The sequence below is a fragment of the Paenibacillus sp. QJM3NY_38 genome, from assembly GCF_056173265.1.
In genome coordinates this window covers 3,605,303-3,617,780 of the sequence record NZ_CM149665.1, presented here as the reverse complement: position 1 = coordinate 3,617,780, position 12,478 = coordinate 3,605,303, and the positions used below count along the sequence as shown (strand labels likewise).

At 47.0% G+C, this 12,478-nt stretch carries 12 protein-coding genes; 4 read left to right on the top strand and 8 right to left on the bottom strand.

Annotated elements, in window-relative coordinates; genetic code table 11:
- Nucleotides 1–85 precede the first annotated feature (85 nt).
- Entirely contained in the window at nucleotides 86–1,432 is a 1,347-nt protein-coding gene (locus AC0VZ8_RS16645; RefSeq protein ID WP_475487608.1) for a sensor histidine kinase, read from the bottom strand.
- A gap of 1 nt (nucleotide 1,433) precedes the next feature.
- Entirely contained in the window at nucleotides 1,434–2,120 is a 687-nt protein-coding gene (locus tag AC0VZ8_RS16640; RefSeq protein WP_475487607.1) for a response regulator transcription factor, read from the bottom strand.
- 206 nt (nucleotides 2,121–2,326) lie between these two features.
- Between AC0VZ8_RS16640 and AC0VZ8_RS16635 the strand changes: the two genes are divergently transcribed.
- The 4 genes from AC0VZ8_RS16635 to AC0VZ8_RS16620 all read left to right on the top strand — a co-directional run bounded on the left by AC0VZ8_RS16635 (nucleotide 2,327) and on the right by AC0VZ8_RS16620 (nucleotide 5,186).
- A complete protein-coding gene (locus AC0VZ8_RS16635) occupies nucleotides 2,327–2,545 on the top strand; it encodes an SHOCT domain-containing protein (RefSeq protein WP_475487606.1) in 219 nt (72 codons plus the stop codon).
- A gap of 19 nt (nucleotides 2,546–2,564) precedes the next feature.
- Complete coding sequence (locus AC0VZ8_RS16630; protein WP_475487605.1) at nucleotides 2,565–3,605, top strand: DJ-1/PfpI family protein; 1,041 nt, start codon at nucleotides 2,565–2,567, stop codon at nucleotides 3,603–3,605.
- A gap of 121 nt (nucleotides 3,606–3,726) precedes the next feature.
- On the top strand, nucleotides 3,727–4,365 hold the full coding sequence (locus tag AC0VZ8_RS16625; RefSeq protein WP_071221666.1) for a DUF2306 domain-containing protein: 639 nt from the start codon (nucleotides 3,727–3,729) through the stop codon (nucleotides 4,363–4,365).
- Between the two features lie 107 nt (nucleotides 4,366–4,472).
- A complete protein-coding gene (locus AC0VZ8_RS16620) occupies nucleotides 4,473–5,186 on the top strand; it encodes a DJ-1/PfpI family protein (protein ID WP_475487604.1) in 714 nt (237 codons plus the stop codon).
- A gap of 216 nt (nucleotides 5,187–5,402) precedes the next feature.
- Here AC0VZ8_RS16620 and AC0VZ8_RS16615 read toward each other — a convergent pair whose 3' ends face one another.
- From AC0VZ8_RS16615 to AC0VZ8_RS16590, 6 genes are all read right to left on the bottom strand, one after another.
- Complete coding sequence (locus tag AC0VZ8_RS16615; RefSeq protein WP_475487603.1) at nucleotides 5,403–6,158, bottom strand: alpha/beta fold hydrolase; 756 nt, start codon at nucleotides 6,156–6,158, stop codon at nucleotides 5,403–5,405.
- Nucleotides 6,159–6,322: 164 nt separating this feature from the next.
- Complete coding sequence (locus tag AC0VZ8_RS16610; RefSeq protein WP_475487602.1) at nucleotides 6,323–7,369, bottom strand: DUF1835 domain-containing protein; 1,047 nt, start codon at nucleotides 7,367–7,369, stop codon at nucleotides 6,323–6,325.
- Between the two features lie 37 nt (nucleotides 7,370–7,406).
- Complete coding sequence (locus AC0VZ8_RS16605; RefSeq protein ID WP_475487699.1) at nucleotides 7,407–7,892, bottom strand: RrF2 family transcriptional regulator; 486 nt, start codon at nucleotides 7,890–7,892, stop codon at nucleotides 7,407–7,409.
- A 203-nt stretch (nucleotides 7,893–8,095) separates the two neighbouring features.
- The gene (locus tag AC0VZ8_RS16600) at nucleotides 8,096–9,250 is read right to left on the bottom strand and encodes an AI-2E family transporter (RefSeq protein WP_475487601.1); all 1,155 of its coding nucleotides are present in this window, start codon (nucleotides 9,248–9,250) and stop codon (nucleotides 8,096–8,098) included.
- Nucleotides 9,251–9,494: 244 nt separating this feature from the next.
- Entirely contained in the window at nucleotides 9,495–11,714 is a 2,220-nt protein-coding gene (locus tag AC0VZ8_RS16595) for an AAA family ATPase (protein WP_475487600.1), read from the bottom strand.
- A 73-nt stretch (nucleotides 11,715–11,787) separates the two neighbouring features.
- Entirely contained in the window at nucleotides 11,788–12,273 is a 486-nt protein-coding gene (locus tag AC0VZ8_RS16590; protein WP_475487599.1) for a DUF6530 family protein, read from the bottom strand.
- Nucleotides 12,274–12,478 lie beyond the last annotated feature (205 nt).

Below are 12,478 nucleotides of genomic sequence, written 5' to 3'. Positions count from 1 at the left end.
TGCTGCAATTGTAAAGGGAGAAATGTCCGTACGGACATGCATTTGATTCCTTCAAAACAAAAAAAACCGCATTTTCGCGGCTTTTTCAATCCGATTCCAACTGTCCTGAAGCTGCTGCAGGTAGCCATCCTTCAAGCAGTGCTCCACCTTCCGGATGGTTGCTTGCGGCAAGTTCGCCTCCGTGCTGCCTAACAATTCTTTGTGAAATGGTTAAGCCTAATCCGCTGCCACCAGTTGAACGACTTCTGGATGCTTCCCCGCGATATAGAGGTTCAAATACACGCTCAAGCTCTTCCCCAGAGAAGCCCGGCCCGGTATCGCGTATCGTAAACTTAACCATATCACCAACTTTATTACACTGGACTTCGATATCACCACCCGCAGCTGTGTGTCTTACGGCATTATCCAGAAGATTGTTCATGGCTCGCTCTAATAAATGCATATCTCCATGGATGATGCACCGATTCGTTACATGGAACGAGATGGAAACTCCTTTTTGCCGAGCCAGCGGACTCAGACTATCCATCGAATTCCGGATGACCTGGTTAAAATCCACCGTTTTATTATTCAGTTGCGACTCCACATACTCCATTTTTGTAAAAGTGAAAAGATCCTCTACCAAACAATCCAATTGGGCCGATTTGTCTTTGCAGACTGCAACATATTGGGCTATTTTCTCCGGAGATTGAGCGATCCCTTGCTCCAGACCATCCAAGTAACCTCGCAAAGCGAACAACGGTGTCCGTAAATCATGTGCAACAGCCGCAATGACGAATCGGCGTTCCTCTTCCAGTTCAGCCTGTTTTCGATAGGACTGCTCAAGTCCCTTGACCATAACATCGAATCCATCGCGGACTTCAGCGATTTCGGTGACCCTGGACATGGGTAACCGAACATCCCAATCCCCTGTTGCAATTTGTCTTGCTGCATTTCCCATCTTCTCGAGTGGTTTGAGAACGAATCGCCTCATTTCCATGCCGACAACAAAGATCGCAAGCAGCAGCCCGACAAAAGCCGACATCACTTGAAATTGATTAGACTTAGGTAAGTACAGAATAACCCTTCCCAGCAGCTGGCCGTCCTCGATGACGGAGAACCGCTCGGTTGATAAATTAGTGCCTCGTCGGTCAGGGTTGGAACGATAAATTTCCCGATCTTCTGCGGATTGAATGAGCACATCCATCTTCGCTTCACGAAGCGCGGAATACAATTGGTTTTGCCAGACTGGATCTGTCCATTGGTCTGTGTCCGATTCAATTCGCTGCGTCATTTCCGATATATTTCGTTGCAGGGTCTCGTTTTGCAGCCGACCTTGTTCGAAGCTGAGTGTCTTGGTTTCCATAAAGTGCGCAGTAACAAAGAATATCCACGGCAATAAGAGGATAAAGAAGAAGCAAAGCATAGTAAACGTACGAATGCGGAGTGACCTCATATTACCCTCCCTCAAAGCGATACCCTACTCCCCATACGTTGACCAGGAATAGCGGTTTATTCGGATCAGCTTCGATTTTCTCGCGAAGCCGACTAAGATGGACCCGAATTGTATGCCTGTCGCCCACCCCATCCCAAAACTTTGCAAGTAATTGTTCATAGGAGAAAACATGTCTCGGATGTTCCGCAAATAACCGCAGCAGCTCATATTCCCTGGGTGTGAGCACGATGTTGTTTCCATCCACTAGTACTTCTCTAGTGGACAGGTTTAACTTGATGCGGCCGTAATCCAAGACCCTGTTATCCAATTGTTGTGGGGAAGCGGAGCGCCGCAATACGGCTTTTACTCTGGCAACGATCTCACCCGGCGAAGCGGTTTTGACGATGTAATCATCGCCTCCGAGAGTAAGGCCTCGAATCTTATCCACATCATCGCTGCGAGCACTCAAAAACAGGATTGGTACATTGCTCTCCGCCCGAATCCGGCGGCAAAACTCAAATCCATTTTGTCCCGGCATCATAATGTCAAGAACAATACAATCAACAGAGCTTTCCTTAAATATGTCCCACGCTTGCGCGGTGTCGCAAGCGGTTTTCACTTGAAAGTGGTCATTCTCTAGAAAATCCCTTAATAGCTCAACAATATCCTGGTCGTCGTCTACAACCAGAATCGTCTTTGATTCGCTCATGTTTATCCCACCTTTGCTTTCCTAGTTTATCATTTTTTTTAATAAGAACTAATGCGAGCGGATGTATTGTGATGATTTGTTTATACTTTTGTGACCTTTTTTCATCTTTGTTTGAGATATTCGTTTGGTATGCTTCTACTTGCGTGCACGGACAGCCATATTTCGGGTGATCGTCCCGCGCAGTCATCGATAAAGGAGGTTTACATATGGGTTTGGAAAATAGCGCTTTCTCGTTCTTTCCTTTCGGCGCTTTGTTTTGTCTCACGCTGTTTTCTTTCCTGGCGGTTCGAGTATACGCGATTCGTCAACGTTACAAAAGCGATCATCACAAGGATGACATCGCTATGATTCTGAAGAACCGAATGGCCAATGGTGAAATTGATGAGAAGGAATATCGTAAGCTGAAAGATCTTTTGACTAAATAGAGACTTGGAGGATTTATGGATGCTTAACGTTCAAATTGTGTTGTTTGACGGCTTCGACCTTCTAGATGCGATAGCGCCTTACGAGGTATTCTGTGCTGCAGCCATGAATGCTGAAAATGCGTTAAACGTAGAATTGGTCACCGCCGAGGGACCAAGATCCGTGCCCAGCGGCATCAACGGGTTGAGGATTGAAGCTAGTGGCAGACTGGACCCGGAACGAGCGGGCATCATTCTCGTACCTGGCGCGTCCGGCGACGTCGAGGGAGATGGGCCCGATTCGGTTCCGGCTATTCTGGGCCGGGCCATGAGTACCGAATTGGCTGGCATGATCAAGCAGGCTCTCCAGCACAAAGACGTTACAGTCGCTACGGTCTGTGGCGGTTCCCTTATTCTTGCTATGGGAGGCCTCTTAGAAGGCCGGCCGGCGGTAACGAACCACCTGGGCATGGCCTTACTTAGTGCAACCGGAGCAGTTCCCATCTCGGCTCGCGTCGTGGACGACGGTAATCTGGTTACCGGTGGCGGTGTAACTTCAGGACTCGATGTAGCGCTATATCTGGTGGAACGTGAACTTGGGCCTCGTATCGCTCACGCGGTAGAGCAGTTATTCGAATATGAACGAAGAGGCACGGTTTGGAAGGATACAGGGATAAAGCCTAACGTTAATAAATCAGTGACGAGCGACGAACCAAATGCCGCGGTGAACAAAACAGCAATGATACCCACGCCCAGCTCCCAGCATAGCAAAAGCATACAGGCATCAGTCTTCGACGGAGATTGGGATACCAGCCTCGCTACGCCCGTTGGAAAGCTGGTGGTCAAGCTCTCGATATCGACAAGACACGATATGATCCATGGCACGGCGACGCAGGGGGATGAAACCATTGAGTTTATGAACCCTGTACTTCAGGATAACAAGCTGGCCTGGTCACTACGAATCACGAAACCCATGCGCTTGAATCTCAAGTTTGAAGTTGTCGTCGATGGAGATCACATGGTTGGTATAGCCAAAGCTGGCTTACTGCCGGCATCCAAGTTAACAGGAAATCGGGTTACCTAATCGTAAGAAAGAAAATCCGCGGCATACACGCGCTCTGGCTTCCAGGTATGTATGTCGATCGTGTTTTTCCGTATTCAGAAATAGTGTGTATCAAATATGGAGCTTCGGGAGTTGCGAACGGATGAAAAAACGAAAATCGTTATATCTATTGCTGGCCTGTGTCAGCATTCTATTTATACTACACGCCTTGGTGAAAAACTATTGGATCGATCCAGATGCTTCGGGATTTTTAAGCCATAAGTCCGGGCTGAAGCGCGAACTCAATCTCCCGGTCTGGCTTAATGTCATGTACGTTCATGTTGCATTCGCATGTGTGGCCATGGCATCGGGACTGATTAACTTTTCGAATCGAATATTTGAAAGAAGCCGCAGGCTGCATCGCATAAACGGCTATGTATATATCGTATCCGTACTTCTGGTTGTGCTAACTTCCGGATATATGGCCCCCTACGCGACAGGCGGCAAAATAAGCAGTATGGGATTCAATCTGCTGAATATGATCTGGCTGGTTATCACCATTACGGCGCTCGTGCAAATCAAGAGGAAAAGGATCGTTCGACATCGCAACTGGATGATTCGTAGTTATGCCTTTTGCTTCACAAACATGTTGATCCATCTCATTACTTCCCTTTTTCATCAGGGTTTCGGGTACGTTTACCCTACTAGCTACACCATCGGCGTTTACGGCTCGATTGCGCTGCTCCTAGTTATTCCTGAAATCATCATCAGAACAAATCGAAAGGAATTGGTATCAGGATGAAAAAAATACTTAGTTTACTCACGTCGTTAACGCTCGTTCTATGTCTATTAGCCCCCGCAGCAAGCGCAGAAAGAAACAAGAACCCAGATCCATCCAAGGGTAAAAGCGTGCATGTACAAATCGTATTATTCGATGGGTTTGATCTGCTGGACGCATTAGCGCCATATGAAGTATTTGCTGCTGCCGGAATGTACACTGGTGGAAAAGTCACTGTAGAATTAGTATCTGCAGAAGGTAAGCGTTCGGTACCGAGCGGGCTGAATGGACCTGCCCTCGAAGCGCAAGATGTGTTAGACCCTAATCGTTCCGGGATTATTGTAGTTCCTGGCGCTTCGGGAAAGCCAGCGGGGAATACCGCAGATGCTATTCCCAACATATTGAGGCAGGCTAAGAATACGGGGTTAACAACGATGATGAAACAAGCTATGAATAATAAGGACGTTACGGTGGCTACCGTGTGTGGAGGTTCATTGCTGCTGGCTATGGATGGATTGTTGAAAGACAGATATGCGGTCACCAATCAGATAGGCATGGGTGCATTAGGGGCTCTCGGTGCAATTCCGGTCGATGCAAGAATCGTGGAAGATGGCCCTCGCTTGGTAACTGGCGGAGGTGTTACTTCCGGACTTGATGTGGCCTTGTATTTGGTTGAGCGTGAAGTCGGACCACAGATTGCGAATGCCATAGAGAAGTTATTCGAGTACGAGCGTAGAGGAACGGTGTGGCAAGCAAACGGCTTACCGCCGATTAACTTTGAGACGAGCAAGGAAACGCCTAAAAAAGAGCAACCGTCTGCACCGGGGAACAAAGACAAAAAGTGAGGAATCGAGGCGATCGGGGAGTTTGGAACCGTGTCGCTCCCACATACCGTTATTAGAGAAAAACAAGTCGCAATGAATTTATGTCGTTTCATCTACTCTAACTGTATAAAATCATTAAAAAAGCCGCAATTTTGCGGCTTTTTGCGTGTATGCATTGCCTCTCTATCAAGCAAAAAATTTATTGATTCCCTTGTCATTCATGCCGCGATTGTTCCATTATCCTCTCGCTAAAAAAGCAGCAATCAAACCAGCAAGTTCGTCTGCATGCGTCAGGGTAGCCATATGGTCAGCCCCCTCGATTACCTCGAAACGGATGTCTTGAACACGCTTGAACTGTTCCGCAATTCGTTGCATATCCTCCCATTCAACCGTTCCCTGAATAAACAGCGTCCCTGCAGCAAGCTCCTCCAACCGCTCGATCGCTGGCGGCATGGGCCATATCACCTCGAAGCTCTTCCACTCACTAAACACTCTGGTCATATACAACGTGTGCATCTCGCGCAAAAAGTCCCGTTCAGAGCTGGACATCGTCACACGATAATTAGGCCCGCTCAACGATTGTTCGACCAGACGGTCAACATCGGGTGCGCATGCATTTACTTGGGCCATCCAATCGATGAATGGCTGGGCGTGCTCGAATCCGGTTAGCGATGGTGCGATTAATACTAAATGGTCAACCCTGGAAGGGTAAGTCAAGGCAAAATCCGTAACGGCCTGCCCTCCCATGGAATGACCGACAAGCGAAGCGCTGTTAATTTGCAGATGATCGAGCAATGCCCGAAGGTCTTCAACCAAGCTGGTTGGTTTTTGCGGCGCTGGGGATCTTCCCGTTCCCCGACCATCATACGTGATGACTTGATGGCTCCGCGCTAAATGCGGGGCAATATAGTTCCATTCTCTTGAATCCACACCTGGACTGTGTACCAACACAACAGGTGTCCCACTGCCTTGAGTTTGATAAGCTAAATCCATTTGAAAACTCCTCTCTCCAATGGATGATTCATCCAGATTATGATTCTAATATAATTTAAGACTGAACATTCGGTCAATATTAAATCGCATGAAATCCGAGTTGCTTCTCTTAAATGGGTTAAGAACAGTCAAAGTCACAACAAAAAGCCGCCAATGGCGACTTCTTAAACACGCGATAATCCTAGCAAGAATTGATGAGGAAAGCCCGGTTGACCCTTGAACGTCAGGACACCATCACTGACTAAACACCAGATTCTGTACATAATGAAGGGATAACTTATACGTTGCTGTGAAATTTCCATTAATTTTGTCACGACTTCTCCAGCGTTAACCAAAGCACCTGGATGGTGTTTATCTAGCAGCTCCATGACCGATTTAACAATAACCTCGTCCAGTTTATCCTCTTGGCAGCCTATCACTTTTCCCTCTTCCCAGAGTCGAAGCATATCATCCTGTCCTGCCAACTCCATCCATTCTGATTCATATCGCTTCCTTAGATCAGAATTCAGAAGGATCCCCTCACCATAATTTCTAACAATATCGATGTATTTGTCTCGTTCGACCAATGCCTGCGCTATTGGAGGATTACCCTGCCCCGTTTCTGTGAGTTTTTGTGTCACATTGACCACATGGACTGGACTCTTCCGCTCCCTCAGCAGATACATTGCAAAACGAAGTCCCGTCTGATCATGGGCGTTATCTCCGCACCATATCACAACGGTTTTGTTCTCCGGTATATTCTTTAGCGTATCTATCATACGCTCAATTTGGTGTTCCTGGTTTATAATGTCTAAATAATATGAATCCCTGTCATGTTCCATCAACCACATTCGCCTTCGGAGCTGCCCTTCATTTGTGCTCAATTCCGTGATGGGACCGACTGAAAACCAATCATTAAACGCGACTACCCGAGATTCCTCCCGTTTACCAACTTTACTAAGCGCAACTTTTAATGAACCGGCTTCAGAAAGACTGAACACAACATGGACATGAGTTTGACGTTTCTCTTCTTGCAGTCGCTGGTTGTTAACGGCATCTATGTGTATTTCCATCAGGTTATACAGTCTCTGACCGAACACTCTGTCTTCATGCTCACCATTCGTCGAATCGTATATTGCAGTATTCAGCAGGTGACGAAGTAAAAGCCAATGTTCTCTTTCTATAAACCCGTTTAATTTCTCTAAGAGTTTATCGATTACGATCCCTCCCAAACTTTCGGTTTAATCATATTAAAAAACAAGAAGTTCATCACTTCTTGTTTTCCGCACAGCTGCCACGCTTCGATGCCGCATCCAATACCGACTGGATCGTATGCTCCTCCAAGTATTGGTACAATTGCCGTTCGGCGCCGTCCATCACCTGTTTGACCAGACATACGCACTCCCGGGGATTATCCTCGTGTATCTTGGCAGCCTTCTCTTCGGCTAGCAGGCGATGCTGCCGCGAATTGAGATTGGAGCATTCAAACAACTGCTGTCTTCCTTCAATGACCTGTATCACTTCAAGGAATGTAATCTGCTCGGCCTGCTTGGCCAGCTCGTAGCCTCCGTTCACTCCCGGTACAGCCCGCACGATACCATCCTGCCTCAGCTTGGACATGATTTTGGATAAGTAGCTTTCCGAGACGCCCAGCGTCGCCGATAACTCCTTAATTCCGATGTTCTGATCACGCTCCGAATGAGCCAAGTGGATTAATGCGTGCAGAGCGTAATCCACACTTTTGGAAAACTGTATAGCGGTTACCTCCCTTAAATTCGAATTATATAGACCTATGATATCCATTATAGTAATTCGGATTTGTTTTTGCAATGAATCCACGCTTCATGGAGGAGCATGGCTAAACTTACCTTCTGATTCATTGAGGAATTTGGTTGAAAAAAAGCCGCCAAAATGGCGACTTCAAGAGCAAATCATAAGGATTGACACAAGCCAAAAGACTATTTCGGCGTGTTGCTATTCTGAGGATCATATAATCCCGACGTGTCCTTGAACCATTCGAAGATATGCGATACACAAACCTTAAGGACCGCATAGCCGGGAACGGCTAATAAAATGCCAACCACACCGAACAGATTGCCGGCCGTCAGTATGACAAAGATAATCGTAATGGGGTGAATCTTGAGCGTTTTACCCATGATTTGCGGTGAGATAAACTTCCCTTCTATTAATTGCACGATCGTCCATACCGCCACCATCTTCAGCAGCATCACCGGAGAAGTAACCAGAGCCACAATGAGCGCAGGCGTAATCGCAATGGCGGGTCCCAGATAAGGCACCACGCTGGTGAACGATGCAATTATCGCCAGAATCAACGCGTAATCCAAACCGATGATCATGTAACCGATATACAGCAGAATACCAATACAGAAGCTCACAATAATCTGCCCGCGGATAAACGAGCTGATCTGATGATTGATATCCTGAAGCACATGCAAAATTCCGGAACGACTCTTCGTCGGCAGGAAAGACAATATTTTCATAGGGAGCTTCTTGCCGTCTTTCAGCATATAAAACAGTACAAAAGGTACCGTCACGATCGACAACACAACCTCTGTGAATGCACCCAGAAACCCGCCAACTCTGCTCCACGTGTGGTTTAGAAGTTCCGTTGCCTTCTGCGTGACGGTGGTCCACCATTCCTGGGAGTTAATGTTCATGGTTTCTTGAATCTGGTTATACAACTCGCTGCCCGTTAGATCTTCAAACTGCTGTCTAACCTTTTCGCTATATGTCGGAAAGTTATCAATCAGCCCCATAATCTGGTTGCGCAGCACCGGAATGACCGCGAGCACCACAATCGTTAGAATACCGGCTATAACCAGATAGAGGATCAGGATGGACCATCCACGCTTGATTTTCCATTTCTCCATCACATCCACCAGAGGATTCAGCAAATAATAGAGTATTCCTGATAAAATGATCGGCAAAACGATCGTCTTGATTAACACGGCGAGCGGATGCAGCACAAACGAAATTTTGCTTAAAACCAACACATTGAGTCCAACCAGCAACAGAACAAGCAAAAGAAGCACAAATTTATTGTTCAGAAAAAAGCGCTTGAACCGATCCGGCCAAATACGGGGTTGCTCCATACATGTCCTCCCTTACTTATGTATACATATTCAAGTTGTAAAGCTGAGCATCGATTCACGACACCGAAAAAAACCGACAAAACGACGCGCTCTTCATTCTTTTAACTATAATGTTTGAACGGGGCACATGTCCAGTTTACCAAGAACGAACGGGGAGATATGTTCATGTATTCACAGACATCAGTAATAAACAAGCCCGCATGTCACAATGACACGCAGGCTGAAGCTGTTCGGTAAGATGATGTTACAAGTATCGAGAAATGATCCGCACCAGCTTGGCTGGCAGCTCATTCAGGTTGGTTATATCCAAAAACCTCTCGGCACCATAGATCTGACTAATGACATCTTTGTCTTGGCCGATGGCTGCCGCCAGAAATTTGACTCCTTTTCTTTCGTATTCGGATAGAGTCTGCCGCATGTCTTGAATCGCCAGACTACCGGTATAGTCATCCATGGCTTTAGGCTGCCCGTCGCTGATGCTAATCAACAGCTTCGTTTGTTTCGGTGAATTTACTAACCGTTCCGCCATAATTCTTAAAGCCATACCATCCCGATTATTACTTCTGGCCCGGATGCCCATCAGCCTGAACCGGTCGCGGACATCCGGTTGATCGTAATCGGCATAAGCGAAGATGGACATCTGCTCCATACGGGAAACATCCGCAGTATCCCCATAAATTAAAACAGGTATATGGCAAATTTGGCAGAATTCATAGACCGCGATGACCGCCCGCTTAGCCGCCTCGAGTCTCCCGAAAGCAGCCATCGATGCTGATTCATCGACCCTCAAACCGACGACAAGACCAGGGGATTCCGTCGGAGGACGTTTCTTGGCAAAATACCTGAAATCACGGTAAGCCACGCTGTCTGCCTGAAACTTAGAACCATAGTAATGGTTCTTGGCATATTCCGTGGTTATCTCGTGCTCCAACAGCGGCATCGTCTGTCTGGCGATTTCCCGCACGATGGGCATAATGTCCTTACGCAGACTCCGATATTCCTCCTGCTGGATCGGGTCAACATCAGGACGGTGAACGATCAGCTTAACAGCTTGATGAATCGAATCGGACACGATGGCCCTGGAGACTTGATTCAGCTTTTTGCGGAAGTCCCGCTCCTTCTGTTTCTCCTCCTCTGTCATGGGTTCAGGATTGGCCTGATGATATTGCGGTGATCCGTCCTCCCCCGAATCCGTGCTTTCCATATCCGCTGACTCATCCGCGAGGATGGATGTGCTGTCTTCGCTTTCAGCGGACTTCTTTAACTGGAGCCCTTCTTCCTCAGCTTGCCCGTCAGGAATGGAATCCAGTTCTATATCGCTCTCCCATGTCGCGATCTCCACTGCCTCTGGGCTTCGTTTTTTATTCATTTCAACCGGGACTTCCTCCAGCATATCCAGCAAACCTTCGCCTTTCAGCGCTTCTTCCAGCAGTATGATCTCTTCCGAATCGGTTGTTATCTTGTAAATCACTTTATGATAAAGGGATTCCCTCGCAGAAGCACCTTGTGCAACGGCATCCACCCAATAGAAATAAGAGCGCATGCCAGCCACGCCTTTAATGGCATTAGCTCGGGCAGTTTTATCCAATAGGATAATGACCCTTGCCAGCACATCCAGCATTTCATCGTTTTGATAGCCGGTTTTGGCCATCGCTCGCTCCATCATAATCTCTTTGGTCGGCAGGTCCATCTTCTCCGTATGCTGCACTCGGTCACGCAATGCCTCGTTAAGCGGCCTGGATCCGGCGTAACTACGATTTGCCGTGATCACCGCTATGAAATCCGGATGCCGCTGCACGATCTCCGTTGGGAGATTAAGACTGCCACCCGGCTCCAATGCGGAATTCAATGCCATTAATACGCCGGCATCCCGAATCACGTTCGGTTCCTGGATTTCCAGCAGATAGCCCTTCTGAAAAGCTCGGACGATCTCGGAAGCGTAAAATCGATATTCTACAGCTCCATCCTGAGCCATATTCGCGGCCAGCTTCAATAATTGCTTCATCTTTGCGGAAGCCATCTCTTGTGTAATCTCCAGCGCCTCCATCAAAATCTCCGTCGAGCTTCGAAAGCCGTCGCTTTCGTATAATGCTTTCAAGGCCGCTTGGTCCACAGATTCCAACTGCTTCATTCGATCAGATGAAATAACCGGTAAAATGGCTCCGAGGATATCCGATTTATCCATATCGGCAAAACAAGTTACTTTGGTATAGGGTAACCTGAGGTTTGCGGACAACGCCTTGGCAAGCTGCGTTTTTCCGGAACCGGCATCCCCTTCCAATAAAATCGTGGCGATTTTCATCTCGCCGCGATGCCAATTACGCTTGATTTCATTCGTGATTCGCCGTTCTTCCTCGCTTGCTGTATGTGTTAATGGTTTTTTCCAGACAAGACTTTTTTCTTCCTCGGTCAATACTCTACCAGGAGACAGCACGTAAGTTTCATTATTATTCTGGTCTTTCATGACCGCTCACCTCCAAACTCTCGTTAACTCTGAACGCGGGAATGGGTTCATCACTCCCAATCCGGCAGCTTACTCATCGTACATAACCCAATTCTTCTAACATTCTCGTCAAAGTGCGAAGACGTTCTCCTATCATCTCGCTGTTGTCGCTCAATGCCTCGTTGAACAGCTTGATATCCTCCTGAATCTGTTCATTATCCGTGCAAACGGCTACCGTCATGGCGTTCCCCTGCAATCCGATCCGGTCAATCACAGGATGTTGCGGGTCATATAAATCTTCAAATCTATAGGCTTCGCTAAAATGTGTCAGGGCACTGCAAATGAGGATGGATAAATCCAGAATTCGATGAAGAGGTAACTCATCCATTGGACCGGCCCCTTGTTCCTCAGCAGCTCTCCATACTTTGGCGGCAATATGCGCCCTACCATCCTCGTTCTGCTCGCTCAAACCCAAAGATAATGCTCTTACATCTGTCTTATATGCGAATCGCCCATCCACTTTCCCATAGTTATCCGAAATAATCACGGGTTTATGATTTGTAGAAGCAGGTATATTCATTGTGTTGTGTCTCCTCTTTTCCAAAGAATTAAATCGTAATCCAACTGCGCTCATAGCTGCCTATTTAAGATAGGTTTGAACACATTAATTTAAATTAGTAAATAAACATAAACATTATCGATCTATCTATATAATAGACAATATTAATATTGTTGTAAACAAGAGCTTGAAAACACGCATATCGAATCGTTTCCGAGAATGTGCC

Coding starts and splice junctions, on each gene's coding strand:
- AC0VZ8_RS16645 (WP_475487608.1), bottom strand. CDS start 1,432: ATGAGGTCACTCCGCATTCGTACGTTTACTATGCTTTGCTTCTTCTTT.
- AC0VZ8_RS16640 (WP_475487607.1), bottom strand. CDS start 2,120: ATGAGCGAATCAAAGACGATTCTGGTTGTAGACGACGACCAGGATATT.
- AC0VZ8_RS16635 (WP_475487606.1), top strand. CDS start 2,327: ATGGGTTTGGAAAATAGCGCTTTCTCGTTCTTTCCTTTCGGCGCTTTG.
- AC0VZ8_RS16630 (WP_475487605.1), top strand. CDS start 2,565: ATGCTTAACGTTCAAATTGTGTTGTTTGACGGCTTCGACCTTCTAGAT.
- AC0VZ8_RS16625 (WP_071221666.1), top strand. CDS start 3,727: ATGAAAAAACGAAAATCGTTATATCTATTGCTGGCCTGTGTCAGCATT.
- AC0VZ8_RS16615 (WP_475487603.1), bottom strand. CDS start 6,158: ATGGATTTAGCTTATCAAACTCAAGGCAGTGGGACACCTGTTGTGTTG.
- AC0VZ8_RS16600 (WP_475487601.1), bottom strand. CDS start 9,250: ATGGAGCAACCCCGTATTTGGCCGGATCGGTTCAAGCGCTTTTTTCTG.
- AC0VZ8_RS16595 (WP_475487600.1), bottom strand. CDS start 11,714: ATGAAAGACCAGAATAATAATGAAACTTACGTGCTGTCTCCTGGTAGA.
- AC0VZ8_RS16590 (WP_475487599.1), bottom strand. CDS start 12,273: ATGAATATACCTGCTTCTACAAATCATAAACCCGTGATTATTTCGGAT.